Origin of the sequence: Agrobacterium sp. 22094, assembly GCF_052046015.1 — a bacterium.
Lineage (GTDB): Bacteria > Pseudomonadota > Alphaproteobacteria > Rhizobiales > Rhizobiaceae > Agrobacterium > Agrobacterium cavarae.
Genome location: NZ_JBQEPX010000001.1, coordinates 2,465,486 through 2,492,375, shown reverse-complemented (window position 1 = coordinate 2,492,375; position 26,890 = coordinate 2,465,486). Strand labels below are relative to the sequence as shown.

General features: G+C 59.8%; 27 protein-coding genes. 12 read left to right on the top strand and 15 right to left on the bottom strand.

Annotation, left to right across the window (positions count from 1 at the left end):
* The first annotated feature begins 64 nt into the window (after positions 1-64).
* Positions 65-499 carry a MarR family winged helix-turn-helix transcriptional regulator gene (locus tag ACTJK5_RS12170; protein ID WP_113260117.1) on the top strand — a complete coding sequence of 145 codons (435 nt, stop codon included), beginning with the start codon at positions 65-67 and terminating at the stop codon, positions 497-499.
* Positions 500-682: 183 nt separating this feature from the next.
* Positions 683-2,074, top strand: a complete 1,392-nt coding sequence (locus ACTJK5_RS12165) for a M20/M25/M40 family metallo-hydrolase (protein WP_113259764.1) — start codon at positions 683-685, stop codon at positions 2,072-2,074.
* 429 nt (positions 2,075-2,503) lie between these two features.
* Here ACTJK5_RS12165 and ACTJK5_RS12160 read toward each other — a convergent pair whose 3' ends face one another.
* Entirely contained in the window at positions 2,504-2,713 is a 210-nt protein-coding gene (locus ACTJK5_RS12160) for a cold-shock protein (RefSeq protein WP_027674583.1), read from the bottom strand.
* A gap of 584 nt (positions 2,714-3,297) precedes the next feature.
* Here ACTJK5_RS12160 and ACTJK5_RS12155 point away from each other — a divergent pair.
* From ACTJK5_RS12155 to ACTJK5_RS12145, 3 genes are all read left to right on the top strand, one after another.
* The gene (locus ACTJK5_RS12155) at positions 3,298-3,756 is read left to right on the top strand and encodes a YbaK/EbsC family protein (protein ID WP_113259766.1); all 459 of its coding nucleotides are present in this window, start codon (positions 3,298-3,300) and stop codon (positions 3,754-3,756) included.
* 138 nt (positions 3,757-3,894) lie between these two features.
* Positions 3,895-6,210 (top strand): PBP1A family penicillin-binding protein, encoded by a 2,316-nt coding sequence (locus ACTJK5_RS12150; protein WP_440612509.1) that lies wholly within the window; start codon positions 3,895-3,897, stop codon positions 6,208-6,210.
* 204 nt (positions 6,211-6,414) lie between these two features.
* Entirely contained in the window at positions 6,415-7,518 is a 1,104-nt protein-coding gene (locus ACTJK5_RS12145) for a glycoside hydrolase family 25 protein (RefSeq protein WP_112358191.1), read from the top strand.
* A gap of 9 nt (positions 7,519-7,527) precedes the next feature.
* On the opposite strand, the gene ACTJK5_RS12140 is transcribed toward ACTJK5_RS12145, so the two are convergent.
* The gene (locus ACTJK5_RS12140) at positions 7,528-8,391 is read right to left on the bottom strand and encodes a DMT family transporter (protein ID WP_112520069.1); all 864 of its coding nucleotides are present in this window, start codon (positions 8,389-8,391) and stop codon (positions 7,528-7,530) included.
* Positions 8,392-8,503: 112 nt separating this feature from the next.
* On the opposite strand from ACTJK5_RS12140, the gene ACTJK5_RS12135 reads away from it, so the two are divergent.
* Together ACTJK5_RS12135 and ACTJK5_RS12130 are read left to right on the top strand one after the other, a co-directional pair.
* Entirely contained in the window at positions 8,504-9,907 is a 1,404-nt protein-coding gene (locus ACTJK5_RS12135) for a PLP-dependent aminotransferase family protein (protein ID WP_440612508.1), read from the top strand.
* Between the two features lie 77 nt (positions 9,908-9,984).
* A complete protein-coding gene (locus ACTJK5_RS12130) occupies positions 9,985-10,314 on the top strand; it encodes a hypothetical protein (protein WP_112358189.1) in 330 nt (109 codons plus the stop codon).
* 57 nt (positions 10,315-10,371) lie between these two features.
* Here ACTJK5_RS12130 and ACTJK5_RS12125 read toward each other — a convergent pair whose 3' ends face one another.
* On the bottom strand, positions 10,372-10,830 hold the full coding sequence (locus ACTJK5_RS12125; RefSeq protein ID WP_438371040.1) for an Rrf2 family transcriptional regulator: 459 nt from the start codon (positions 10,828-10,830) through the stop codon (positions 10,372-10,374).
* A 124-nt stretch (positions 10,831-10,954) separates the two neighbouring features.
* Here ACTJK5_RS12125 and ACTJK5_RS12120 point away from each other — a divergent pair, with 124 nt between their 5' ends.
* Positions 10,955-11,845, top strand: coding sequence for an NAD(P)/FAD-dependent oxidoreductase (locus ACTJK5_RS12120; protein WP_440612507.1), 891 nt, complete (start codon positions 10,955-10,957; stop codon positions 11,843-11,845).
* A 63-nt stretch (positions 11,846-11,908) separates the two neighbouring features.
* Here the strand turns inward: ACTJK5_RS12120 and lepA are convergent, their stop codons facing one another.
* From lepA to ACTJK5_RS12105, 3 genes are all read right to left on the bottom strand, one after another.
* The gene (gene lepA, locus ACTJK5_RS12115) at positions 11,909-13,747 is read right to left on the bottom strand and encodes a translation elongation factor 4 (protein WP_062427323.1); all 1,839 of its coding nucleotides are present in this window, start codon (positions 13,745-13,747) and stop codon (positions 11,909-11,911) included.
* A gap of 62 nt (positions 13,748-13,809) precedes the next feature.
* The gene (locus ACTJK5_RS12110; RefSeq protein ID WP_440612506.1) at positions 13,810-14,679 is read right to left on the bottom strand and encodes a carbon-nitrogen hydrolase family protein; all 870 of its coding nucleotides are present in this window, start codon (positions 14,677-14,679) and stop codon (positions 13,810-13,812) included.
* Positions 14,676-15,272: a GNAT family N-acetyltransferase gene (locus ACTJK5_RS12105; RefSeq protein WP_440612505.1), complete on the bottom strand. Its 597-nt coding sequence runs from the start codon at positions 15,270-15,272 to the stop codon at positions 14,676-14,678. The genes ACTJK5_RS12110 and ACTJK5_RS12105 overlap by 4 nt, the downstream gene beginning before the upstream one ends.
* A gap of 73 nt (positions 15,273-15,345) precedes the next feature.
* Here ACTJK5_RS12105 and ACTJK5_RS12100 point away from each other — a divergent pair, with 73 nt between their 5' ends.
* Positions 15,346-15,747 carry a ketosteroid isomerase-related protein gene (locus tag ACTJK5_RS12100; protein WP_440612504.1) on the top strand — a complete coding sequence of 134 codons (402 nt, stop codon included), beginning with the start codon at positions 15,346-15,348 and terminating at the stop codon, positions 15,745-15,747.
* Positions 15,748-15,829: 82 nt separating this feature from the next.
* On the opposite strand, the gene ACTJK5_RS12095 is transcribed toward ACTJK5_RS12100, so the two are convergent.
* The 3 genes from ACTJK5_RS12095 to ACTJK5_RS12085 all read right to left on the bottom strand — a co-directional run bounded on the left by ACTJK5_RS12095 (position 15,830) and on the right by ACTJK5_RS12085 (position 19,102).
* Positions 15,830-16,192 (bottom strand): MmcQ/YjbR family DNA-binding protein, encoded by a 363-nt coding sequence (locus tag ACTJK5_RS12095; protein ID WP_440612503.1) that lies wholly within the window; start codon positions 16,190-16,192, stop codon positions 15,830-15,832.
* Positions 16,189-17,394: a bifunctional phosphopantothenoylcysteine decarboxylase/phosphopantothenate--cysteine ligase CoaBC gene (gene coaBC / locus ACTJK5_RS12090; RefSeq protein WP_440612502.1), complete on the bottom strand. Its 1,206-nt coding sequence runs from the start codon at positions 17,392-17,394 to the stop codon at positions 16,189-16,191. The genes ACTJK5_RS12095 and coaBC overlap by 4 nt, the downstream gene beginning before the upstream one ends.
* A gap of 124 nt (positions 17,395-17,518) precedes the next feature.
* A complete protein-coding gene (locus ACTJK5_RS12085; RefSeq protein WP_062599134.1) occupies positions 17,519-19,102 on the bottom strand; it encodes a peptide chain release factor 3 in 1,584 nt (527 codons plus the stop codon).
* Positions 19,103-19,192: 90 nt separating this feature from the next.
* On the opposite strand from ACTJK5_RS12085, the gene dut reads away from it, so the two are divergent.
* The 3 genes from dut to cysK all read left to right on the top strand — a co-directional run bounded on the left by dut (position 19,193) and on the right by cysK (position 21,462).
* Positions 19,193-19,663 (top strand): dUTP diphosphatase, encoded by a 471-nt coding sequence (dut, locus tag ACTJK5_RS12080; RefSeq protein WP_440612501.1) that lies wholly within the window; start codon positions 19,193-19,195, stop codon positions 19,661-19,663.
* A 69-nt stretch (positions 19,664-19,732) separates the two neighbouring features.
* Positions 19,733-20,350 carry a LysE family translocator gene (locus ACTJK5_RS12075; RefSeq protein WP_062599623.1) on the top strand — a complete coding sequence of 206 codons (618 nt, stop codon included), beginning with the start codon at positions 19,733-19,735 and terminating at the stop codon, positions 20,348-20,350.
* Between the two features lie 143 nt (positions 20,351-20,493).
* Entirely contained in the window at positions 20,494-21,462 is a 969-nt protein-coding gene (gene cysK, locus ACTJK5_RS12070) for a cysteine synthase A (protein ID WP_062443198.1), read from the top strand.
* Between the two features lie 40 nt (positions 21,463-21,502).
* Here the strand turns inward: cysK and deoA are convergent, their stop codons facing one another.
* Genes deoA through ACTJK5_RS12040 form a run of 6 tightly spaced genes read right to left on the bottom strand, consistent with a single transcriptional unit; the run spans position 21,503 to position 26,882 of the window.
* The gene (gene deoA / locus ACTJK5_RS12065; protein ID WP_440612500.1) at positions 21,503-22,813 is read right to left on the bottom strand and encodes a thymidine phosphorylase; all 1,311 of its coding nucleotides are present in this window, start codon (positions 22,811-22,813) and stop codon (positions 21,503-21,505) included.
* A gap of 6 nt (positions 22,814-22,819) precedes the next feature.
* Positions 22,820-23,593 carry a deoxyribose-phosphate aldolase gene (gene deoC, locus ACTJK5_RS12060; protein ID WP_062427206.1) on the bottom strand — a complete coding sequence of 258 codons (774 nt, stop codon included), beginning with the start codon at positions 23,591-23,593 and terminating at the stop codon, positions 22,820-22,822.
* A 2-nt stretch (positions 23,594-23,595) separates the two neighbouring features.
* Entirely contained in the window at positions 23,596-24,396 is an 801-nt protein-coding gene (locus ACTJK5_RS12055) for a purine-nucleoside phosphorylase (protein WP_113227285.1), read from the bottom strand.
* A gap of 1 nt (position 24,397) precedes the next feature.
* The gene (locus tag ACTJK5_RS12050; protein ID WP_062427204.1) at positions 24,398-24,799 is read right to left on the bottom strand and encodes a cytidine deaminase; all 402 of its coding nucleotides are present in this window, start codon (positions 24,797-24,799) and stop codon (positions 24,398-24,400) included.
* 3 nt (positions 24,800-24,802) lie between these two features.
* Positions 24,803-25,774, bottom strand: a complete 972-nt coding sequence (locus tag ACTJK5_RS12045; RefSeq protein WP_062427203.1) for an ABC transporter permease — start codon at positions 25,772-25,774, stop codon at positions 24,803-24,805.
* A 4-nt stretch (positions 25,775-25,778) separates the two neighbouring features.
* Complete coding sequence (locus ACTJK5_RS12040; protein ID WP_440612499.1) at positions 25,779-26,882, bottom strand: ABC transporter permease; 1,104 nt, start codon at positions 26,880-26,882, stop codon at positions 25,779-25,781.
* Between the last annotated feature and the right edge of the window lie 8 nt (positions 26,883-26,890).

Here is a 26,890-nt window from a genome sequence, read left to right as displayed (position 1 = left end):
ATGCCTCGCGAAAGCATGACCGTCTACATCGCACGATATGTAAATGATCCGGACGATGGGCCCGATGGGATTTTCTCGACAGGACTCTGCAGCCTATCTCGCGGCGCAACTGGCCAAGGGTTTTTCCCAGGCTCTGCTGAAGCGTGCCGGTGCCCTCGGCTTCTCGCCCGGCCAATTTCCTGTCCTGCTGGAACTCTGGCAGGAAGACGGGCTGACGCAGCGTCAATTGCTCGACCGGGTCGATATCGAACAGGCGACACTTGCCAACACGCTGGCGCGCATGGCGCGTGACGGGCTGATCGAGCGCCAACCTCACCCGACAGATCGCCGTTCGCAGATCATCACATTGACGGAAAAAGGTGCCGCGCTTGAAGAGGCCGCCATTGCTGCATCGAAAGAAACGGAAGAGGCGCTTCTCAAGGATCTGTTGAAGTTCGAGCGGCAATTGCTGCTGGAATATATGAGCCGCGCCATCAGCGTGGCTAAATCGGAAAAGTAAGTTTTCCGGCTCGAAACCGTTTCATATTTGCTCTATCGTCCTGCCATCTGGCGCATTGGCGCGATGACCATAGCGGTCGTCGTCACGCCTTTGCGGAGATTTAAAGAGGTGGAACCCGCCTTGCTCAGTGAAATGATGACTGGCGCTCCACACATGACAGGCCAGACATGACAGGATCATGCAATGACAGATATTTCCCCGGTTCTCTCGGCGGTTGACGACAATCTTCCCTCCAGCCTTGAGAGACTTTTTGAACTCGTCCGCATCAAGTCGATTTCCACCGATCCAGCCTACAAGGCGGAGTGCCGCAAGGCCGCCGAGTGGCTGGTGCGCGATCTGACGAGCATCGGTTTCGACGCGTCGATCCGCGATACCGCCGGTCACCCCATGGTGGTCGCGCATCATGATGGCGCAACCGCCGACGCGCCGCACGTGCTGTTTTACGGCCACTACGACGTCCAGCCTGTCGATCCAATTGATCTTTGGCAGGACGATCCCTTCGATGCCAAGCTGAAAGATATCGGCGAGGGTCGACAGGTGATTTCGGGCCGTGGAACGTCGGATGACAAGGGCCAGTTGATGACCTTCGTCGAGGCGTGCCGGGCCTATAAGCAGGTTAGCGGATCGCTACCGATTCGCGTCACCATTCTCTTCGAAGGCGAAGAGGAATCCGGTTCGCCGTCGCTCAAGCCCTTCCTGGACGCCAACTCGAGTGAGCTGAAAGCCGATTACGCTCTGGTCTGCGACACAAGCATGTGGGATCACGAGACGCCGGCGATTGCCGCAGCGCTGCGCGGACTGGTCGGTGAGGAAATCGTCATCACCGCTGCCGATCGCGATCTGCATTCCGGCCTCTTCGGTGGTGCTGCCGCCAACCCGATCCATATTCTGACCGATATTCTCGCCGGTCTGCATGATGAGACGGGACGCGTGACCCTGCCCGGCTTCTATGATGGCGTTGAGGAAACACCGGCCAACATCAAGGCATCCTGGGACAACCTCGGCCGAACAGCCGAATCCTTCCTCGGCGAAGTCGGGCTGTCCATTCCAGCAGGTGAGAAGGGACGCTCCGTCCTCGAACTGACCTGGGCGCGCCCAACGGCGGAAGTCAACGGCATCACCGGCGGTTACACTGGCGAGGGCTTCAAGACCGTTATCGCCGCCAAAGCCTCTGCAAAGGTTTCCTTCCGCCTCGTCGGCCGCCAGGACCCGGCTGCGATCCGCGAAAGCTTCCGCGCCTATGTGCGCTCGAAGATCCCGGCCGATTGCTCGGTCGAGTTCCACGAGCATGGCGGCTCACCGGCCATCCATCTGTCCTATGATTCGCCGGCCTTGACCAAGGCAAAGTCGGCGCTTTCGGATGAATGGGCAAAGCCCGCCGTGGTCATCGGCATGGGCGGGTCGATCCCGATTGTCGGCGACTTCCAGAAGATGCTTGGCATGGATTCGCTAATGATTGGCTTCGGCCTCACCGACGACCGTATTCACTCGCCCAACGAGAAATACGAGCTCAAGTCGTTCCACAAGGGTACGCGCTCTTGGGTGCGGGTTCTGTCGGCCTTGAGTGCTAGGTAATCGAGTTTGGGAAAAGGCAGTGCCGCGCGTCAGCGGCACCGCTCCACGGGAGCCGAAGCCCCAAAAAACAAAAAGGCCGGGCAAGCCCGACCTTTCATTCCCGTTTGTGCGATCAGTGCCAGTACATCCGTGGTCAAAGTGCAAAACGGTATGTGTCTCAGCACGGCGCCAGCTTTTTGGCTGTCGCTCATGTCTTCCCTTTCATCATTGCGCGCCTAGGTTAATTTTTCATTAACGAGGGTACAACGCGGCGGCTCATCAAAGCCTCATCGGGAACTGCTGTAACACTGATGAACCCTATATCGGTGCGCATCATGTCTTTTACAAGGCCAGCCCGAGATTAATTGCAGCGGGCGTCAAAAACAAAAAGCCGGAACACGAGGTCCCGGCTTTTCAACTGACAGGCTGGACGAACCAGCCAAATCGTAATTAGGCAGCAACGATGCTGTCGGCAGACATCTTGCCAGAACGACGGTCCTGAACGAGTTCGTAGGAGATCTTCTGACCGTCCTTGAGACCGCTCATGCCAGCGCGCTCGACTGCAGAGATGTGTACGAACACGTCCTGTGCGCCGTCATCAGGCTGAATGAAGCCGTAGCCCTTGGTTGCGTTGAACCACTTAACTGTACCAGTAGCCATAACGAGTTCCTTCCGTTGGCATATTACTTTTGCGCTGAGAATCAGCGCGGTGTTGGTCGAATTTGAAGGAAAGAAAGATCGTCTGTGCGTTTTTGGAACGCCGAAGCTCTGGTCGTCAAACAAATATCGATGCGAGAGAAGTAGGGCGAGGAAGCAAATAAGTCAAGTTTCCCTCCAGCATGGTTTTGCGACAAATCTCACGGACGATTTTCAGTAGAGCCGTTCGCAGCACTCTGAATGCGCAAGGACAAAATCGCGCTCTTCCTGCGAAAATCGCGCTCTTCAAGACGAAATTCCGGCGGCTCGAATGATGGTCTGCGCAAAGGAGGTTGCCATTCAGGCAATAAAAAACCCGGCGCGGGAGGAGGTGCGCCGGGTTTTTAAAACTGACTGACAACTGGGAGGAGGAGTGCTGTCAGTCCAATCGGGCGACGCTGGGAGGAGGAGTGCGTCGCTTCGATGCTTGTAAGATACAGGAGTTCCCGTTCGAAAACAGACATATCATTGCAGCGCAGCATTGCGTAAAATGCATAGCTAGGGCTAGTCCCATTGCTTTCAGCGCCAGGTGCGCCTAAAGATTGCGCATGAGCCTTCGTTCCGTCCAAGATTTTTTTGCAACCCATGCCCCAGAGATCAAGGTACTGGAGACCGAGACCAGTTCCGCGACAGTGGCGCTGGCAGCCGAAGCGCATGGCGTTGATCCCGATCAGATTGCCAAGACCATTTGCCTCAAGGCGGGTGATACCATTCTGCTGGTGGTGACGGCTGGCATGAAGCGGCTCGACAATCGTAAATTCCGGGATCGATTTGCTGCAAAGCCGCGCATGCTAGGTGCCGAAGAGGTAGTTGAAGTGACGAGCCATCCCGTTGGTGGCGTCTGCCCTTTCGGCTTGCCATCCGATTTACCGGTCTATTGCGATGTGTCGCTCAAGAATTACGCCGAGGTCGTTCCTGCGGCGGGTGCCATCAATGCCGCCGTGCGCATCTCGCCCGAGCGCCTGGTGCAATTGACGAAGGCCGAATGGGTCGACGTCTGCCAGTAAGCGGGCGCGGTGACGCCAATGTGAGGGGCTTTGCGCCTTAACGCCACCTTAAATCGCCGCATTTAAGCTTCAACGGGACATGTGTTGAATGACAGCGTGTCCGTCGCGGCATCATGATCACGGAGCAGTTTCTGATAGATGGCAGGTAGTGGAAAATCACGCCAGAGAGTTGAACCTTCTTTTGGGGATTTTCACGATTCCGGCGACGACCTGCGTCTTGATGCCAGTGATCGCGTTGCCGGCACCAATGGTGGTGGCCGGAAGTCTGGTCCCTCCGATGCACCGCCGCCGAAAAAGCGCGGAAGCAAGCCTTCGAAATCGAAATCAAGACGTGAGACGCGCGAGCGCGGCGGCATTACCGGCTTTTTCCGCAGGATTTTCTACTGGTGCATCGTGCTTGGCATCTGGGGCGGCATCGCGGTGGCTGGCGTCGTCATCTATTATGGCGCGCGCATGCCGAGCGCCAGCACATGGGCCATTCCCGAACGCCCGCCGAACCTGAAGATCGTCGCCGTCGATGGAACGGTTCTGGCCAATAGAGGCACGACGGGCGGTGAGGCTTTGTCGCTTGAGGACATGTCTCCCTATATCCCGCAGGCGGTGATCGCCATCGAAGATCGGCGTTTCTACTCCCATTTCGGCGTCGATCCGCTGGGCCTCGGGCGCGCTGTGGTCACCAATCTTCTGCATGGCCGAACGGTTCAGGGCGGCTCGACCCTGACGCAGCAATTGGCCAAGAACCTGTTCCTGTCCCCGGAGCAGACGCTGGAGCGCAAGATCCAGGAAGCGCTGCTCGCCATCTGGCTGGAGCAGAAATACACCAAGGACCAGATCCTCGCGATGTATCTGAACCGCGTCTATTTCGGTTCGAACGCCTATGGCGTCGAGGCCGCCTCGCGCCGATACTTCAACAAGTCGGCACGTGATGTGAACCTCGGCGAAGCCGCAATGCTGGCGGGGCTCCTGAAGGCGCCATCGCGCCTGTCTCCTGCGCGCGACCCACAAGCGGCGGAAGAGCGTGCGCAGGTCGTGCTGCAGTCCATGCGCGATGTCGGCTTCATCTCCGAAGACGAGATCAAGACTGCCATGTCCCAGCCGCCCACCAAGGCGAAGCGCTTCTGGTCGGGTGCCGAGCACTACGCGGCCGATATGGTCATGGATGAGGTTAAAAGTCTCATCGGCGACGTGAAGCAGGATCTGACGATCGACACCACCATCGACCTCAATCTTGAGAAGGATGCCGAAAAGGCGCTCAACGACGTGCTGAAGAGCGAAGGCAAGAAGCTCGGAGCGTCGCAAGCCGCGCTGGTGTCGATGGATGGCTCGGGTGCGGTCCGTGCCGTCGTCGGCGGCGCCGACTATGCGGAAAGCCAGTTCAACCGCGCCACCAAGGCCAAACGCCAGCCGGGCTCCGCCTTCAAGCCCTTCGTTTATATCGCCGCTCTCGAATCCGGCCTGACACCCAACTCGGTGCGCAACGATGCGCCGGTCCGGATCGGCAACTGGACGCCGGAAAATTACGATCAGAAATATCGCGGTGAAGTGACGCTTGCCACCGCAATCGCCAATTCGCTAAACACGATTGCGGCCCAACTCGTCATGGAAGTCGGTCCCAACAAGGTTACGCAGGTAGCGCACCGGATGGGCATCGAATCCGACCTTCAGGCCAACGCCTCGATTGCGCTCGGCACGTCCGAAGTGTCGTTGCTGGAGCTGACCTCGGCCTATGCGCCGATGATGAATGGTGGCTTCAAGGCAACGCCGCATATCGTCAAGCGCATCACCGATGCCGACGGCAAGGTTCTATATGAGAATAAATACGACAACCCGCCCCGCGTTCTCGATGAAGGCATCGCCGCGACGATGAACGGCATGCTGACGGGCGTCATCAATGAGGGCACCGGCAAGGCTGCGCGTCTGAAAGGTTGGCAGGCGGCGGGCAAATCCGGCACGACGCAGTCTTTCCGTGACGCGCTTTTCGTCGGCTACACCAGCCAACTGACCACCGGCGTCTGGTTCGGCAATGATGACGGCACGTCGATGAAGAAGGTGACGGGCGGCGGCTTGCCGGCCAAGGCCTGGAAGGAATTCATGACAGCAGCCCATAGTGGCCTGTCGCCATCACCGCTTTTTGGGCTTGGGGCCTATGGCGGGCAGGAAATCGGCCAACCCATGGCGCAAAGCCCGCAGGCTCCAGCGACGATCGGCGATATCATCTCCAATGCGCTCGGCGGCGGCTCTGCCCCAACACCGACGGATTATCCGCCCGCCCCCGTGGGTGCGGAGCAAACCGCAGGCACGGTGCCAGCACCACCGCCTGAGTATCCGCAGCAAGCCTATCCGCCTCAGCAGGCAGGTGGACCCGTACCGCCTGCGGATATCGGCGGAGGCGCACCACCGCGACAGAACGGGCCAAAGCAGACGACGCTTCTCGATATTCTGATGGGCAACTGACCCAGCCGAACCGGCTATTCATCTTTTGAACCTACCGGCTCCTCACGCAAAGTTTAGACCTGCCCCTTTTACCCGCATAAGCCTCGTCCTGTCGTAAAGATTGGATTCAGTCTTTTTTGATAATTTCCCGTTAGTCATACCTTTTGGTTATCAGGACCGGCGGCAGTTGCGCATGTCCCGATTTTGTTTTGCGTACGGGTTCTCATGCGTCGATCGACAGTGCCAGCTTTTGTTCTCGCCTGCCTATCTCTTACGGGCTGTACCTCCAATTCCGGGCCGGACGCCCTGATGGCGGGTCTGCCTTCGAAGGAAGTGACGAATTCCGTTACGCCTTCCGCACCCGTTCCGCAGGCCAGCGTGGGACAGACGGATCAGAGAGTGGCTCTCAACACCAAGCAGCATCAGGAAGTCCTGGCATGGGGCGGACCGATGCCGGCGGGCTCGCCCGCTTTCGCGGCCGTTGACAAGCAGATGTCGACGCAGCAGCGGCCAGAACCGGTCATAGCACCTCCCGTCGTTCCCCAAGCCCGCGTCAATCTTCCTCAGGACAGGCCCGTCCAACTCGCGATGGCTGGCAGCGTTGCCATGAGTGCGGGATCGTCCGCGCGCTCGCGCGTGTTTCGTCCGGCGTTTTCCGACGCCAAGCCGATTAATTTTGGCAGGGTTCAGCCGAAACATTTTGAAGTTCACGGCGTCGATGTCTCGCGCTGGCAGGCCAATATCGACTGGGAGCGCTTGAGAACGCGCGGCGCCAACTTCGCCTTCATCAAGGCAACCGATGGCGGTGACCATCTGGACCCGATGTTCCGGACGAACTGGGAGCGCGCAAAGGCGGCGGGTGTTCGCCGCGGCGCCTATCACTTCTTCTACTGGTGCCGTCCGGCAAGCCATCAGGCGGACTGGTTCATTCGCAACGTGCCGAGAGATCCCGACGCGCTGCCGCCGGTGATCGACGTCGAATATAACGGCGAATCCTCCTGCAAGATGCGGCTTTCCCGCGCCCAAGTGCTGGAAAAGATGCAGGTCTTCATGGACAGGCTCGAGCGCCATTACGGCAAGCGCCCGATCATCTATACCGCACCGGATTTCTACAAGGATCACCTGTCCGGCGAGCTGCGCGACTACCCCTTCTGGCTGCGAGCAGTGGCCCAGCATCCATCGCGCGTCTACCCGGACCGCAAGTGGCTGTTCTGGCAATATTCCGGTTCCGGACTTTCGCATGGCGTTGAAGGCAAGATCGATCTCAATGTCTTCAACGGCAGAGAAGAGGACTGGCACCGCTGGATTGGTCGCGGCGGTAACGGTTGATCCTCCTGTCTATTTCGCAAACTTCCGCGCGCCCGCGACGCAGGCGACCACGCCGAGCGTGACTGCCAGCATGGCGAGGCTGACGGGCTCGCCGAGCAATGTGGCAGCCAGCAACAGACCGAAAAAGGGTTGCAGCAGTTGGAGTTGACCGACGGCTGCAATGCCACCGAGCGCCAATCCGCGATACCAGAAGATGAAACCGATCAGCATGCTGAAAAGCGAGACGTAAGCCAATCCGCCCCAGGCCGGTGCGTCAATGCCGCTCCATGTGGAGGGCATGGAAAAAAGCGCCAGCGGCAACATGACCGGCAATGAAATGACCAGCGCCCAGGAAATTACCTGCCAGCCACCAAGCCGGCGCGAAAGCGCGGCACCTTCCGCATAACCCAAGCCACAAACAAGAACCGCTGCGACCATCAGCAGGTCGCCGGTCAGATTTCCCTCGCCATTGAGGCTGAGAGCAAAGCCCGCAACCAGCAGGCTGCCAAGGCAGGAGAACAGCCAGAAGGTCAGGCGGGGCCGCTCACCGCCACGCAGCACCGCAAAGACCGCGGTGGCGAGGGGAAGAAGCCCGATAAATACAATCGAGTGAGCGGACGTGACGTGCTTCAGCGCAAGCGCGGTCAAAAGCGGAAAGCCGACGACAACGCCGAGTGAAACGATCGTGAGCGATACCAGGTCGTTTCGCGCCGGCTTTGCCTGGCGAAAAGCAAGAAGAAGTGCCGCCCCCAGCAGCCCGGCGATACTGGCGCGAGCGAGTGTCAGGAAGAGGGGATCGAAACCCGTCACCGCAAGGCGTGTGGCCGGCAGCGATCCGCTGAAAATCAATACTCCGATGAAGCCGCTCAACCAGCCGCTCGACACCTTGTTCATGTCGTCACTCCTTTTTTGAGTTCTATGTCGCGAAATCCCTGGCGCTGCCAGAAACAGTCACGTACAGTTTGGCAAAACTGTTATGGTTTGATGAGCAGGACAGATGGATCTGATGCCAAGGCGAGTGGAGAGTGCATCGCCCCGTATCGATGCGGTGATGGGGGAAATCCGTCGTCGCATCGCCGCGCGCATATTGACGCCGGGTGCGAAACTTCCCTCCGTCAGAGCGCTGGCAAAAGCGCTGACGGTCTCCACTTCCACCGTGGTGGAAGCCTATGAGAGGCTGGTCGCCGAGGGGGCAATCCGCTCGCGTCCGGGATCCGGCTTTTATGTGGCCAGTCAGCTGGCGCCGCTTTCGCTTGCGGAGATCGGGCCGAAGCTCGACAGACAAGTCGATCCCTTCTGGGTATCCCGACTGGCACTGGAAGGCGGACAGGGTTTTGCCATGCCCGGCTGCGGATGGCTGCCGCCCTCGTGGATGCCGGAAGAAGCGTTGCGCAAGGCGCTCCGCACGCTCTCGCGCGCCAATACCGACGTTCTGACGGATTACGGGACGCCGCTCGGGCTGCTTCCGCTGCGCCAGCTTCTGGCGCGGCGAATGGCCGAATCCGGTCTGGTCGTCGGGGCCGATCAAATCCTGCTGGTGGATTCCGGAACACAGGCGATCGACATGATCTGCCGCTTCCTGTTGGAGCCCGGCCAAACCGTGTTGGTCGACGACCCATGCTACTTCAATTTCCATGCCCTGCTGCGCGCCCACCGGGTCAAAGTGATCGGGGTGCCCTACACGGCAGATGGGCCAGATGTCGCGCTCTTCGAACAGGCATTGGAAGAGCATCGTCCAAGGCTTTACATCACCAATTCGGCGATCCACAACCCGACCGGTGCCATTCTCTCACCCGTCAACGCCCATCGTCTGCTGATGCTGTCGGAGCGTGCGGACCTGACGATTATCGAAGACGATATTTTTGCCGACTTCGAGATCACCAAAGCGCCAAGGCTTGCCGCCTTCGATGCGCTCAACCGCGTCATCCAGATCGGAAGCTTCTCGAAAGCTCTCTCGGCCTCGGCCCGATGCGGCTACATCGTCACGCGCAGGGAATGGCTGGACCCGCTGGTCGATATGAAGATTGCCTCCAATTTCGCCGGCAGCCAGATGTCCGAGGCTCTGGTGCTGGAAGTCCTGAAAGACGGAAGCTACCGGCGGCATATGGAAGCGTTGAAGGCTAGGCTTTCAAGAGCAAGAGCGAGCCTGATACCGACGTTGCGGCAGCTAGGCATCGAGCCATGGATAGAGCCGCAGGCGGGCATATTCCTCTGGTGCCGGCTTCCTTCAGGGGTCGATGCTGCCGACGTGGCGCGCCACGCGCTTGCCGACACCATGGTTCTTGCACCCGGCAATGTGTTCAGCCAGTCGGACACGGCCTCAAGCTTCATGCGCTTTAACGTGTCGCAGTGCGATCACCCGCAATTCGCTGATATTCTCGAGAGAGCTATCGAGCTGGCGAGGCGCTGACTGTTACGTTTTTTGGCATTTTAGGAACCATTCACGCAGACGTGCATTTTCTTCGCATTGGAAGAGGAGAAAACACCATGACTTTTGATCCAAATCTGCCCCGCGACCCTAACCTTCGTCCGGACCGCCCTGAACTGCGCACAACGCCCGAGACCCACCGCAAGTCCGCTGGCTGGGCACCGTGGGCAGCCATCATCGTCGTTCTGCTCGTCGGCGGTTTCATCTGGATGCAGATGAGCAGCCCGTCCACCACAGACCCGACCACGACGTCGTCCACGACGCCGCCGGCTGTCAGCGATCAGGCTCCGGCCCCGGCACCGATGACGCCAACGGCTCCAGCAACGCCGCCAGCGAATGGCGCTGCTCCGGCTTCGCCGAACACCAACGGCACATCGACACAGCCGTAATCGTCACTGACGTAACTTGAGAGAGCCGCTTGCCGAAAGGCAGGCGGCTTGTCTTTGTTAAAAGCCCTCCATCGCCGACGGCTTGTGACCCGACTGAGCCCATCGGTTGAAGGATTCGCGGGCGAGATCGGCAAGCGTGATCTTACCAAAGCGGTCGAGCAGGAGCGCTTGCGCTTCTGTCATGGCATCCGCCAGTGCGACGTTGACCGACTGTTCGATCACGCAAGCCGGGTTGTCCCCCGAAAGGCCGATCGAAAACATATCGGGATTTCCGAGCGCCTTGTGGATATCGAGAAGCGTGATCTCCGCGAGCGGTCGCGCCAGAACCCAGCCGCCGCCATGGCCTTTTTCCGACGTGACATAGCCAGCGTCGCGCAAGCCCGCCATCGTGCGCCGGACGACCACCGGATTGGTCTGCAACATGGCAGCGATTGCGTCGGATGTCGCTGGTTTCTCATGCTTTTCCATATGGATCAGCACATGCAGCACTCGTGATAGGCGGGTATCTTGTCTCATCGGATCTCCATCCCAAACCATACCACGATGATCCATATGTAACAATCAGAGTTACATGATATTGACTTCCTATTTCACGTAACAATATAAGTTACGAAATTGGTTTTGAGAGGGAGTCCATGCCATGACCTATGATGTCATCATTATCGGAGGAAGTTATGCGGGCCTTTCCGCAGCGCTCCAGCTTGGGCGCGCCCGCCGCCGCGTTCTCGTCATCGATGCGGGCAACCGCCGCAACCGCTTTGCCAGCCACTCGCATGGCTTTCTCGGACAGGATGGAAAAGCGCCAGGCGAGATCATTGCCAAGGCTCGCCACCAGATTGAGGCCTATGAGACGATCGACTGGATCGATGGTCTCGCAACACATGTCAGCGGCGCCTTCGATGCCTTCGAGGTAGAAATTGACGGAGGAGAGCGAAAGATTGGCCGAAGGCTCATCATCGCCGCAGGTGTGACGGACGATTTGCCACCGATACCGGGTTTGCATGAACGCTGGGGGCAGAGCGTATTTCATTGCCCCTATTGCCATGGTTACGAGCTGAACCAGGGTCGGATCGGCGTGATTGCCGCGTCCGTGCTCGCCATTCATCATGGATTGATGCTGCCCGATTGGGGGACGACGACCCTCTTCACCAATGGCACCTTCGTGCCGGATCAGGAGCAGCGCGCCCAATTGGCCGCGCGCGGCACAAGGGTGGAAGAGGGTTCGATCCAGGAGATCGGCGGTAAGGCGGATGTTGTTCTCACCGACGGACGAAGGCTTGCAATGGACGGGCTTTTCACTCAACCGACGCTCCGGATATCCGCATCCTGGATTGAGCCATTGGGTTGCTCTTTGGAGGAAACGCCGATGGGCATGACCATTCGCACGGATGCGATGAAGCAGACAACGAAGCGCGGTGTCTTTGCCTGCGGCGACATCGCTCGTCCAACCGGTTCGGTCGCACTTGCCGTGGGAGACGGCGCAATGGCTGGCACTGCGGCACACCGTTCGCTGATGTTTCCCGATCTATAGCGATCCATGAAACAAAAAATCCCGACCATGAGCCGGGATTTTTGAAACACAAACGAGGAGGGCTTATTCGTCGTTCATCTTCAGCGCGGCAATGAAGGCTTCCTGAGGGATCTCCACCTTGCCGAACTGGCGCATGCGCTTCTTGCCTTCCTTCTGCTTGTCCAGCAGCTTGCGCTTGCGGGTGGCGTCGCCGCCATAGCACTTGGCAGTCACGTCCTTGCGCAGCGCGCGAACGGTCTCACGCGCGATGACCTTGCCGCCGATGGCGGCCTGGATCGGGATCTGGAACATGTGCGGCGGAATGAGTTCCTTCAGCTTTTCGCACATGCCGCGCCCGCGACGGTCCGCCGCCGAGCGGTGAACCAGCATGGAAAGCGCATCGACCGGATCGCCATTGACGAGGATCGACATCTTCACCAGATCGCCCTCGCGGTAATCGATGATGTTGTAGTCGAAGGAGGCATAGCCCTTGGAGATCGACTTCAGGCGGTCGTAGAAGTCGAACACCACTTCGTTGAGCGGCAGCTCATAGGTGATCATGGCGCGGTTGCCGACATAGGTCAGCTCCGTCTGGATGCCGCGACGGTCCTGGCAAAGCTTCAAAATGCCACCGAGATATTCATCCGGCGTCATGATCGTCGCCTTGATCCAGGGCTCGCGAATATCTTTGATCTTCACCACATCCGGCATGTCCGCCGGGTTGTGAAGTTCCTTCTCCGTGCCGTCCGTCAGGGTCATCTCGTAGACGACCGAAGGGGCAGTGGCGACGAGGTCGAGATTGAACTCGCGCTCAAGACGCTCCTGAATGATTTCGAGATGCAGAAGGCCGAGGAAGCCGCAACGGAAGCCGAAGCCGAGGGCTGCGGAGCTTTCCATTTCGAAGGAGAAGGACGCATCGTTCAGGCGAAGCTTGCCGACGGCGGCGCGCAGATCTTCGAAGTCTGCCGCATCGACCGGGAAGAGACCGCAGAACACCACCGGCTGGGCCGGCTTGAAACCGGGCAGGGCCTTTTCCGTCGGACGCTTGTCATCGGTGATCGTGTCACCGACGCGCGTGTCGGCCACTTCCTTGATCGAGGCGGTGATAAAGCCGATTTCGCCAGGTCCGAGGCTGTCCACGGTAAGCATCTTCGGCGTCAGAACGCCGACGCGCTCGATCGTGTACTTGGCGCCAGAGCCCATCATGCGGATCTGCTGGCCCTTGGTCAGCACGCCATCGATGATGCGCACCAGAACCATGACGCCGAGATAGGTGTCGTACCAGCTATCGACGAGCAGCGCCTTAAGCGCACCCTTCTCACCGGCTTCGCTCTTGGGCGCGGGCAGCTTATGGACAATGGCTTCCAGAACGTCGGGAATGCCAAGACCGGTCTTGGCCGAAATCATCACGGCTTCGGAGGCATCGATGCCGATGACTTCCTCGATCTGTTCCTTGATGCGATCCGGCTCTGCAGCAGGCAGGTCGATCTTGTTGAGCACCGTGACGATCTCGTGATTGTTGTCGATCGCCTGATAGACGTTGGCAAGCGTCTGCGCTTCCACGCCCTGCGAAGCATCCACCACCAGAAGCGAGCCTTCGCAGGCCGATAGCGACCGCGATACTTCATAGGCGAAGTCTACATGGCCGGGCGTGTCGATGAGGTTCAGCACGTAGATTTCGCCGTTATTCGCCTTGTAATGCAGGCGCACGGTCTGGGCCTTGATGGTGATGCCGCGCTCACGCTCGATATCCATATTGTCCAGCACCTGCTCGGACATATCGCGCTCGGCAAGGCCGCCCGTCGATTGGATCAACCGGTCGGCCAGGGTGGATTTGCCATGGTCGATATGGGCGACGATGGAGAAGTTGCGGATATGGTCGAGGGGCGTACGGGTCGAATTGGTGCTCATGCCCCGCGCTATAGAGGGTTTCGCGGGCAAATGGAAGCTGTTCTATGGCGGCAAGCGGCGGCGAAATCGGCTTTTCAGCCGGGGAACTGCTCGCTCCAGTCCCGCCGCGTCGCGACCTGTCCTTGCGTGCGCAGACGCGCCACATCGGCAAGATCGATATCGACGATCAGAAGCGTGCTCTCACTCACCGCGTCGCTGTCGCTTTCCGCCACGATGCCATTGGCCGGCATGCCGTAGTCGGAGGGAACGTAAAGGGCGGCACGTCCACGATTTTCATCGACCGCTGGCGACCATGGCGCGTCTCCGGCCGTGGGGGAGGAAAGCACGGCAAACTGATTTTCCAGGGCGCGCGCCTGTGCGCCGATCCGCACCCGGTAGGAGCCTGCCAGCGTGTCCGTGCAGCTCGGCGCCAGCACCAGTTCCACGCCCATCTCCGCCAGCCTGCGGCCCAGCATCGGGAATTCGTTGTCGTAACAGATGAGAATACCGAGCTTGCCGATAGGGGTGTCGAAGGCTTTTAGACCGTCCACGCCCGCATCGATAAACCATTGCTCGCGCTCGAAACGCGTCATGATCTGCTTGTCCTGATAGCCGATCAGCCCGTCGGGACCAAACAGCCAGGCACGATTGCGGAACTTGCCATCGGCATCTTTCACCGGCGCGCTGCCTGGCTGAAACAGGATCTGATGCTCACGCGCCAGTTCTTCGCAGAGCTCTACCCAGGAGGGGATCAGGCTTTGCATCGCCTCGATCGAGCCGTGCAGATCGGAGCGCACATCTTTCGGCAATTGCCCGGTCAGCGCCATGGCGGAATATTCCGGCAGCAGAAGCAGTTCCGCGCCCTTTGCCTTCGCCTCGGCTACGATCGCAGCAAGATGCTTGGCATAGTCCTCCCAGGTCTCGATCAGCTCGATTGCATATTGGCAGGCGGCAAGCCGGGTCATGCGGCAATCCTCTTCATCCAGAAGGAGAGAGGTTTCGGGCTCTCTGCATCTTCATCCAGATCCTGCCACGTGAAGGCGGTGTGAAGCTCCGGGTGATGGGTGTAACCACGCTTTGCCCAGAAGTCGTTCAACGGCACATAATCGGCGGGACGTCGGGGATGGTCAGTCGGACGCTCGACGGCACAGAAGGTGCACCACTCGAAACCGCCGAGGCGATTTGCATGCGCTTCGCGCTCCTCGAAGAAACGCACGCCTAGGCCATGGCCACGATACTCGGGCAACAGCACGCTCTCGCCGAAATAGAAGATTTTCTCGAGATCATACCCGGCAGCAAGGAAAGGTGTCTTCACCTCATCCGTTTCCGCAATCATCGGCATGCCCGTCGACATGCCGACGATCTTTTCGCCATGCATCGCGAGCACGAACACCGCGCCCTCAGCCTTCGCATAGGTCGAAAGATAGGTGTGCTCGTAATCGAACGATCCGTCGTAAAGATAGGGGAAGGCGCGAAAGATGGTGATGCGCAACCGAGACAGATCGTCGAAGAAAGGTGCGGCATCAATGCCGGAAAGGGAACGGATTTCGACGGTCATGGGCATGTTCACCTGCATTTTCCTTGGTTATACCGTCATGGAAATGCTGTGCAAGCCTTGAGGGAGACCGATCATGCCCGCCATTGAAACCATCCGCGCCTATTACGATGCCTTCAACCGTCAGGATATGGATGCCTTTCTTGCTCTCCTGACCGATGATGTGGTGCACGACATCAATCAGGGCGAGCGGCAGGTCGGCAAGCAGGTGTTCGCGACGTTCATGCAGCACATGAATCGTTGCTACAAGGAAAACCTCACCGACATGGTGATCATGGCCAGCGAAGACGGCAAGCGCGCGTCTGCCGAATTCGTGGTCAATGGCGAGTACCTGGCGACGGATGAAGGTCTGCCGGAAGCGAACGGCCAGACCTATGTTCTGCCGGCTGGCGCCTTTTTTGAGTTGAAGGATGGCAAGGTCTCGCGCGTGACAAATTACTACAATCTCAATGACTGGATTGCGCAGGTCGGTGCCTAAGGGCTGAGAGCCTTGCTTTTGGCCGTGGATCCTCGCCTCAAGGGCGAGGATGACGCCGCGGCAGGGGTTAGCCGAGCCCGACTCACGTCTCCAGCACGATGCCGAGTTCTGCGCGCAGCTTCTTTGTCAGTCCTGCCGCGACGAGCTCGTAGGAACGGTGCAGATAGTGCTCAAGCTCTTCGCCTTCCAGCGGGGAATGATCGCTGATCGACACCCATTTGCGTTTGGCGAAATAGGGTGCCTGGGCAATGCCTTCCAGCGACGTCAAAATCTCGAAGCTTTCTTCCGAGCATTTGACGACAAGCCGCCAGTCGTCCCGTTCGCCGAGCACCGCAAACACCTTGTCGCCGACCTTGGCGACATGCGAATCCCACTGATCGACAAAGCGAACGCCCGGCCAGGCACCAAGGGTGGCATCAAACGTTTTCCGCTCGAAGAGGCTCATGTCAATCTCTCTGCGATCAATGCCGCCAGCCTTTCGGCAACCTCGGTCTTGGACATGTCCGGCCAGGCATCGACACCGCTTGCAGAAATGATCTTCACCTGGTTGCGCGCGCCGCCCATGATGCCGGTTTCCGGCGAAACATCATTGGCCACGATCATGTCGGCGCCCTTGCGTTGAAGCTTGGCGCGTCCATTGTCCTCGACATTCTGCGTTTCCGCCGCAAAGCCGATGACGAGGCGAGGGCGTTTTTCGTGGTGGCCGACGGTTTTGAGAATATCGGGGTTCTCGGTCAGTTGCAGCGCTGGCGGGGCGTCACCGGGTTGCTTCTTGATTTTTTGCTCCGAAGAGCTCGCGACACGCCAATCCGCAACCGCAGCGACGAAGACGGCGATGTCGGACGGCAGCTTGCCAAGCACGGCGTCGCGCATTTCCTCGGCGCGCTCCACATGGATGGTCGTCACCCCAGTCGGATCAGGGATCGTCACAGGACCGGAAACGAGCGTCACTTTAGCGCCAAGCTTTGCGAGGGCGGCAGCAATGGCGTGGCCCTGCTGGCCGGATGAACGGTTGGCGATATATCGCACGGGATCGATTGGCTCATGCGTTGGACCGGAAGTCACGATGGCCGTCTTGCCCTTCAGCGGCTTCGGCGCATCGTCCAGCAGGAGCTCGACGGCTTCGGCGATCTGCAGGGCCTCGGCCATGCGGCCCACACCAGCCTCGCCCTTTTCTGCCATCTCGCCCGCCATGGGACCAATAAAGGCGATGCCGTCGCCCTTCAGCGTCGCGATATTGCGCTTGGTAGGCTTGGCCTCCCACATTTTCGGGTTCATCGCAGGCGCGACCAGAACAGGTCGGTCGGTCGCCAGCAAAACGGTGGAGGCCAGATCGTCCGCCAGCCCGTTTGCCATCTTCGCCAGAAGATCGGCTGTCGCGGGTGCCACCAGAACGAGATCGCAATCGCGTGCCAGCCGAATATGGCCGACATCCTGCTCGTCCTGCCTTGAGAAAAGTTCGGTGAAAACATGCGTGGCGGAAAGCGCCCCGACGGCAAGCGGCGTGACGAACTCCTGCGCGCCCCTGGTCATCACCGGCGTCACCTTGGCGCCGCGCTCTTTCAGCCGGCGGATGAGATCGAGGCTCTTATAGGCGGCAATGCCACCGGAAATGATGAGCAGAATATGCTTGTTCGACAGAGCCATGCGCAAAGACCAGTTTCCCGTTGGAACGGGAAACTACAGCATCGGCCCGAAAATCGAAATCGATTTTCGGATAAGCACGATGCGCCAATTCAAATGGCTCCAACCGTTGGTAAGCAAAGTGCAATCACGCCGCCTTGGCGACGTGATATTCCTTGATCGCGACCATTTTGATGGCCGGAAAACGCTCGGCTTCATAGCGCAGCGAGAAGGCATCCTGCGCCAGAAACACCGGATCGCCGTCGAGGTCGCGGGCGATATCGCCGCGCTTGACGTTCAGGAATTTCTCGAATTCCGCAGGCTGATCGGACGAAATCCAGCGGCAGATGGAGAAGCGCGACATTTCGAAGGAGACCGGCAGGCCATATTCGCCCATCAGTCGTTCCTTCAACACGTCGAGCTGCAGTGCGCCGACAACGCCGACGATGGCTGGCGAACCGTCTTCGGGCGAAAACAGCTGCACAACGCCTTCTTCAGCCATCTGCTGCAGCGCTTCCTTCAGCTTCTTCGCCTTCATCGCGTCCTCTAGCCGCACACGGCGCAGAATTTCCGGCGAGAAGTTCGGCACGCCCTGGAAGACCAGGTTCTCGCCTTCGGTCAGCGTATCGCCGATGCGCAGCGTGCCGTGGTTGGGAATTCCCACCACGTCTCCGGCATAGGCAGTGTCTGCCAGCTGGCGTTGCGAGGCAAAGAAGAATTGCGGCGCGGTGAGGCCCATCTGCTTGCCGGTGCGCGCAAGGCGCGCCTTCATGCCGCGCTCCAGCTTGCCGGAGCAGATGCGGGCAAAGGCGATGCGGTCGCGGTGGTTGGGGTCCATATTGGCCTGGATCTTGAAGACGAAGGCCGTCATCTTTTCTTCCGCCGCATGGACGAGGCGGGTATCGGCTACCTGATCGCGCGGCGGCGGGGCAAAATCGCCAAGCGCATTGATCAGATCGCGCACACCGAAGTTGCGAAGCGCCGAGCCGAAGAAGACCGGCGTCATGTGGCCTTCGAGAAACGCCTGACGATCGAAGGGACGGCAGGCTTCCATGGCCAGTTCCGTTTCTTCAATAAAGGCATCCCGCTCGTTTTCAGGCAGCCTGTCGGCAACCGCCTGCGGACCGTTGACCGGCAGACCATCGATCTGTGTGTCGTTGCCGCGGAAGGTGTTTTCGGCAAGATTGTAAGCGCCACAGAAGGTCTTCGAACGCCCGACCGGCCAGGTGATCGGTGCGGTGTCGAGCGCCAGCTTTTCTTCCACCTCATCGAGAATCTCGAAGGCGTCGCGGCTCTCACGGTCCATCTTGTTGATGAAGGTGATGATCGGAATGTCGCGCATGCGGCAGACTTCGAAAAGCTTCAGCGTGCGCGGCTCGATACCCTTGGCGGCATCGATAACCATGATGGCGGCGTCCACGGCCGTCAGCGTGCGGTAGGTGTCGTCGGCAAAGTCCTCGTGACCGGGCGTATCGAGAATGTTGAAGACGCGGTCATTATATTCAAAGGTCATGACCGAGGTCACGACGGAGATGCCGCGCTCGCGCTCGATCTTCATCCAGTCCGAACGGGTCTGGATGCGGTCCTTCTTGGCCTTCACCTCACCGGCAAGCTGAATCGCTCCGCCGAACAGCAAGAGCTTCTCGGTCAGCGTCGTCTTACCCGCATCCGGGTGCGCGATAATAGCAAAGGTGCGGCGGCGGGAGACCGCCTCGGCGAGTGTTTCGGCCATCTAACAAATCCTGTGGAATTGCGGGCTATCTAGCGTTTCGAGCCCGCTTTTGCAATTGACCTTGACCCCGCGAGCGCAAACTAATGCCGCATGAACACGCAAAACGCCCCGTCTCCCACCCTGAAACTCATCCGTCTTCCCAATGGTGAAGGCATCGAGCTGCCGTCCTACGAGACGACAGGCGCCGCCGGCATGGATCTTCGCGCTGCCGTGGAGGCTGGCGAGACGATGACGCTCCGCCCCGGTGAGCGAGCACTGGTGCCGACCGGTTTCATCTTCGAAGTCCCCTTCGGCTATGAGGCGCAGATCCGGCCGCGCTCCGGCCTTGCGATCAAGAACGGCATCACCTGCCTCAATTCGCCGGGCACCGTGGATAGCGACTATCGCGGTGAGGTGAAGGTCATTCTCGCCAATCTGGGGCAGGCGGATTTCACCATCGAGCGTGGCATGCGCATCGCCCAGATGGTCATTGCCCCGGTGACGCAGGTGACGGTTACTGAGGTCAGCGAGTTCACGAAGACGACGCGCGGTGCGGGCGGCTTCGGCTCGACCGGTGTCTAGTCATCACGACGTTGTGAGGCGGCAAATTCTGGAGTATGTCTCGACGGACTGACGCGAGGGGACATGTCCATGACCATCACCACCATCCTTGCCTACGCCATGGCCCTGTTCATCGCTGCAGCCATTCCAGGCCCGGGAATGACGGCGATCGTTGCGCGCGCGTTGGGTTCGGGTTTCCGCGAGACCTTCTTCATGGGGCTTGGTCTGGTGCTGGGAGATATGGTCTATCTGACGGCGGTCATCCTCGGTCTTGCCTTCGTCGCACAGACCTTTCAGGAAGCCTTCATGGTGCTGAAATTCGCCGGTGCCGCCTATCTGCTTTACATCGCCTGGAAGCTTTGGACCGCCGGGCTTCTGCCGCAGGACTTGCAGGCGAAGAAAAGCACCAGCATCGGCATGTCCTTCCTGTCCGGTCTGTTCATCACGCTCGGCAATCCCAAGACCATGTTGTTCTATGTCGCGCTCGTCCCGACCCTGATCGACATCCGCGGGATCGGCCTTCCCGAATATGCGCTTCTGATCGGCTTGACCTTTACCGTTCTGATGGCGGTATTGCTGCCCTATATTCTGCTGGCCTCCAAAGCCCGCGCATTGCTGAAGCGCCCAAGCGCCTTGACGATCCTCAACCGCACCGCAGCAGGCATCCTGGCGGGAACCGCGGCGATGATCGCAACACGCGCCAGTTGAGAACGGTCTTCTACGTCAGGCCCTGAGATTGGTGATCTATCCCAGGCACCTCGCCCTATAAGCACGTTTGTTCTCTGGCTTCCCTGCCAGTATCGCCCTATCCTGCGCGCGATTGCATGAGGACATAAGGCAGGAGAGCAGGCATGTCGGAAGCGAAGAAACCCGGACGCGGACGCATCTATTCCTCGATCACCGAAACGATCGGCGACACGCCGCTCGTACGTCTGGACAAGCTGGCGAAGGAAAAAGGTGTGCACGCGACGCTTCTGGCAAAGCTCGAATTCTTCAACCCCATCGCCTCCGTCAAGGATCGCATCGGCGTGGCGATGATCGAGTCGCTGGAAGCGCAAGGAAAGATCGCCCCCGGCAAGACGACGCTTGTCGAACCGACCTCGGGCAATACCGGCATTGCGCTGGCCTTCGCCGCTGCCGCCAAGGGCTACAAGCTGATCCTCACCATGCCAGAGACCATGTCGGTCGAGCGCCGCAAGATGCTGGCGCTTCTCGGCGCCGAGCTGGTTCTGACCGAAGGCCCGAAGGGCATGAAGGGCGCGATTGCCAAGGCGCATGAACTGGCAGAAACGCTGCCCGACGCCATCATCCCGCAGCAGTTCGAAAACCCCGCCAATCCGGAAATCCACCGCAAGACGACGGCAGAGGAGATCTGGAACGACACCAATGGCACAGTCGATATCTTTGTGTCCGGCATCGGCACGGGTGGGACGATCACGGGCGTCGGTCAGGTGCTGAAGGGCCGCAAGCCAGATATCAAGGTCGTGGCCGTCGAGCCCACAGACAGTCCGGTTCTGTCCGGCGGCACGCCCGGTCCGCACAAGATCCAGGGGATCGGTGCGGGTTTTGCGCCGAGCATTCTCGATACCAAGATCTACGACGAGATCGTTACCGTCAGCAACGACGATGCTTTCGAGACCGCACGCCTGGCGGCACGGCTGGAAGGCGTTCCGGTTGGCATTTCCTCAGGCGCGGCGCTTGCTGCCGCCATCAAGGTCGGTGCGCGGGAGGAGAATGCTGGCAAGACCATCGTGGTGATCATTCCGTCCTTCGCGGAACGGTATCTTTCCACCGCGCTGTTCGAAGGGCTCGGCCTGTAAGAGACGATGATTGAGCGGCGGCATTGAATGCCGACCGCTCTCAGGCCAGACGCTTGACGATGACCGGTGCGGACGCAATAGGTGCGTCCGAGATTGCGTAATAGCTTCGTACGGATGCAGCTATATGGTCTGCTTCTTCACGGCTTGCCGCATGCACCACCGCAATCGGCTGGCCTTCTTCCACCTTCGTGCCGAGCGGCAGGATGTCCGACAGACCGACGCGGTGGTCGATCCGGTCGCTGGGGTGACGACGTCCCCCGCCAAGCTCGACGACCGCCATGCCCACATCCCGCGCCTGGCAGGATGCAAGCCATCCACTCGCCTGGGCTGTAACAGGTACGACGTGCGGTGCGGCTTTCAGATAGTGTTGAGGCCGGTCGATGAAGTCGGTGGGGCCGCCGAGTGAGCTGACCATCTGCGCAAAGCGCTCCATGGCGCGACCGGAAGAGAGCGCCTCGCGCGCCATTGCCTCGGCGTCGGTCAGCGTCGATACCACACCGCCCTGCACCAACATCTCTGCCGCAAAAGCAAGCACCAGCATCTCGATGCGCGTGCCGCCTTTTCGACCCTGCAGGAAATCCAGGCAGTGAACGATTTCGAGCGCATTACCAGCCGCATCCGCAAGAGGCTCGTTCATGTCGGTGATCAACGCCGACGTTTTTACGCCCGCACCATTGGCGACCTGCACCAGGGCCGCAGCAAGCAGTTCGGCTTCCTCGGCAGTCAGCATGAAGGCGCCGCTGCCGAATTTTACGTCAAGCACCAGCGTCTCGAGACCCGCTGCGAGCTTCTTCGACAAAATGGAGGCGGTGATGAGCGGTATGGAATCCACCGTCGCCGTCACATCGCGGATGGCATAAAGCCGCTTGTCCGCAGGCGCGAGATCCCCCGTCTGGCCGATGATGGCGCAACCAACATCCTTGACCGTTCGGCGGAACAGCGCCTCGTTCGGCATCACATCATAGCCGGGGATGGCTTCGAGCTTGTCCAGTGTCCCGCCGGTATGGCCAAGACCACGGCCAGATATCATCGGGACCGCCAGCCCACAGGTCGCAACGATCGGCGCGAGCATCAGCGAGACATTGTCGCCGACACCGCCGGTCGAATGCTTGTCGGAAATCGGCTTGCCAATATCGGCCCAGGAGAGCACATCGCCGCTGTCACGCATGGCGAGTGTGAGCGCCACCGTCTCCTCGCGCGTCATGCCGCGAAAGTATACCGCCATGGCGAAAGCCGCCGCCTGACCTTCGGAAATCGACCCGTCGGAGAGTGCGGCGATGAAGGCCGCAATATCGGTTGCGGCAAGCGTCTCGCCATCACGCTTGCGGCGGATGATTTCCTGCGGAAGCATGGGAGATCAATATCCGCTGGCGGCTTTGGCCGGCTCGCCACCCGCCAGCACGGTCAAGACGTCATCCAGCAGGCTGGACGCACCGAAGCGGAAGGTGGAGGGCATGGCCCAATTGGGCTGCATGATGGTTTCCGCCAGACGCAGGTAAAGCGTCGCATCGGCAACCGTGCCAATCCCGCCCGCAGGCTTGAAGCCGACCTTCTTCCTGCTGTCGCGGATGGCCTGCAGCATGATGTCGGCTGCTTCCAGCGTCGCATTGACCGCGACCTTGCCGGTGGAGGTCTTGATGAAGTCGGCCCCCTCGGCAATGGCAATTTCGCTGCCACGGCGGATCAGAGTCTTGTCTTTCAACTCGCCCGTTTCGAGGATGACTTTCAGCAGAACAGGTTCAGGGCAGGCCTTGCGAACGGCCGCGACCATCTCGGCGACCGACGCTTCATCGCCTGCGATGAATTTGCGATAGGGGATGACGAGATCGATTTCGTCGGCACCATCGCGGATGGCGCGCTCGGTTTCGCCAACGACGGTCGCGACATCCAGGTCGCCCGATGGAAAATTCACGACGGTGGCAATGCGGATCGAATGATTGTTGCCGAAGGCCGCACGTGCCTGCGCGACGAAACGCGGCCAGATGCAGATGGCAGCCGTATTGCCGAACTGCGTATGCGCTCTCTGGCAGAGGCTGGCGATTTGCTCGGGCGTGCAATCCTCTTTCAGATTGGTCAGGTCCAGCAAGGACAAAGCGAGGCTGGCTGCTTCGCGCGGGCGCTGAAGTTCCATGCTTAGTTTCCTCCCGAAATCATTTCCGTTAAAACAGCGGCAAGACGTTTACCGCCGATCGGAGCCATGTCCTTTGTCTCGTCATGGCTCAGTTCGGCACCGGTCATGCCCGCACCGTAATTGGTAATAACGGAAGCTGCGGCAACGCGCATCCCGAAAAAGCGCGCAAGGATCACTTCGGGCACGGTGGACATGCCCACAGCATCGGCACCGAGCGTGCGCGCCATGCGAATTTCCGCCGGTGTTTCAAAGCTTGGGCCGGAAAACCACATGTAGACGCCGGAAAACAGCGGCACGGTCGCACGGATGGCCGCATTGCGCATGGCAAGCGTCAGATCCGCATCGTAAGCGCTGGTCATGCCGACGAAACGCCTGTCGCTCTCTTCGCCGATCAGCGGGTTCATGCCGGAATAGTTGATGTGGTCGGTAATCTGCATCACCGAGCCGGGCGGCATGTCCTGGCGAACCGAGCCTGCCGAATTGGTGAGGATCAGCGACTGTACGCCGATACCTGCAAGCGCCTCGATCGCCGGGCGCATGGCCGAGGCGTCGCCCTTTTCGTAGTAATGCACACGGCCGGACAGCATGATGACCGGCTGGCCGCCGAGATACCCGGCCACCACTTCACCGGCATGGCCGGAGACGGCACTTTCCGGAAAACCTGGGATATCCGAATAGGGAATGCGGATCGGGTCTACGACCTCATCCACCAGCACGCCGAGGCCGGAGCCGAGCACGATGGCTGTGCGGGGAACAAGCCCATTCAGCCGTTCCACCAAAACGTCGATGATCGCGTGATCCATCTTACAACTCGGTCTTGAAGCTGAAGGGCAGAAGTTCGTCCATGGTCATCACCTTCTGCACGCCGCTCTCGTCACAGAGATAGACCTTCGTTTCAGCGCTTGCGAACTCTGCAATCTTCTGGCGGCAGCCGCCGCAAGGGGGGCAGAGCGCCAGCTTTTCTGCGATGACCGCGATCTCCTTGATCTCTCTCGCGCCGCCCATCACCATGGCGCTGATGGCGGAAGGCTCCGCGCACCAGCCCTGAGGGAAGGACAGGTTTTCGATATTGGCACCCTTATAGACCTTGCCATCTTCGGCACGGATCGCAGCGCCCACCGGGAACTTCGAGTAGGGCGCATGGGCAAAGCCCATGGCCTCACGGGCGGCTTCGAAGAGCGCGTGGGTCGTCGGTTCGTTCAGCATCGATCAACGCTCCTTGGAGTAGGCAACACCACCGGCCTTTGGCGGCTTGGCGACGCCGATGAAACCGGCGAGCAGAATGCAGGTGAGGATATAGGGCAGCGCCTGGAAGATCTGCACCGGCACTTCGCCGATGCCGGGGATCGCCTTGCCCTGCATGAAGTTCGCCATCGCATCGAGGAAGCCGAAGAGAAGGCAGGCAAACATGACCGGAACCGGCTTCCACTTGGCGAAGATCAGAGCGGCAAGTGCAATATAGCCCTTGCCGGCAGACATGTTGGCAATGAAGGCCGCCGACTGCGCAACGGCAAGATAGGTACCGGCGAAGCCGCACAGGAAACCGGCAACGATGACGGCGCGGAAGCGCATCCATGCCACCGAAATGCCAGCCGTATCCACGGCACCCGGGTTCTCACCGACAGCGCGCAGACGAAGGCCAAAGCGCGTGCGGTAAAGCACCCACCAGGAAATCGGCACGGCCAGAAAGGCGAGATAGGTCAGAATGTTGTTGCCGGAAATGACATTGGCGTAGAGGGGACCGATGAAGGGCACTTCACGCATCATGTCCACACCCGGCAGAATGATCGGCGTGAAGCGGCCTTCTCCGGTGATCTGCGGCGTGCGTCCGCCCTGGCCGAACCAGGCTTGACCCAGAACGACGGTGAGGCCAGCGGCGACGAAGTTCAGCGCCACGCCGGAGACGATCTGGTTGCCGCGATTGGTGATGACGGCAAAGCCATGCACCAGCGAGAAGAAGATCGAGATACCGATACCGGCAGCAAGGCCAGCCCAGGGGTCTTTGGTCAGATAGGCAACGCAGGCGGATGCGAAGGCGGCAGCCAGCATCTTGCCTTCAAGACCGATATCGAACACGCCGGCGCGTTCGGAGAATAGCCCCGCAAGGGCGGTAAACAGAAGCGGAATGGTCAGGCGGACGGTCGAACCGAGAATGCTGACCAGCATGTCGAAGCTTTCCATGGCCTTACCTCTTCACGAAATTCTGGTAGATGCGCACAAGCGCGGGGCGATACATAAATTCAAGGGCACCGGCAAACAGGATCACCAGACCCTGGATGACGACGATCATCTCGCGGGTGATATTGGGCATTTCAAACGAGAGATCCGCGCCGCCCTGGTAGAGGATACCGAAGAGCAACGCCGCAAAGACGATGCCAAGCGGATGGCTTCTGCCCATCAGCGAGACGGCAATCCCGACGAAGCCGGCACCGGCCACGAACTCCACCTGAAGACGGGCTGACGCCCCCATGACCGGGTTCAACGCCATCATGCCGGCAAGACCGCCGGAGATCAGCATGGTGATGATGACCGTGCGCGAGTAGGGCATACCGGCATAGATAGCCGCTTGCGGGCTGAAACCGAGAGCGCGAATCTCGTAGCCAAGCTTGGTACGCCAGATCAGCACCCACACCAGAAACGCCATGACGAGCGCGATGATGAAGGACACATTGAAGGGCGCGGGGCCGAGCTTGAGGCCGAACAATGCCATCAGCCAGTCGAGCTTCGGCAACTGTCCGCCCGGCAGAAATGTGCGGGTTTCCGGCGCCATCTTGCCCGGAACGATCAGCACGTTGACGAGCAGATAGACCATCAATGCCGCGGCAATGAAGTTGAACATGATGGTGGTGATGACGATGTGGCTGCCACGCTTGGCCTGCAGCCAGCCGGGAATGAACGCCCAGGCAGCGCCGAAGACAGCCGCACCGATCACCGCAAAAGGCATCGTCACATACCAGGGAACGTAACGGTCGAGCGTGAGTGCCACGAGTGCCGCACCCAGACCACCAATATAGGCCTGTCCTTCCGAGCCGATATTGAAAAGCCCGGCATGGAAGGCGACGGCGACGGAAAGCCCGGTGAAGATGAAGCTCGTCGTATAGAACAGGGTAAACCCAATGGCGTCGCCACGACCGAGCGCGCCTTCGATCAAGAGACGAAGGGCTGCGAAGGGATCTTCGCCGATCGACCAGACGACGAGGCCTGAGATGAAGAAGGCCGTCAGAATGTTCAAAAACGGCAGAAGGCCGTATGTGATCCAACCGGGCAGGGGAACGGAAGCTGTACTCATGTGTGTGG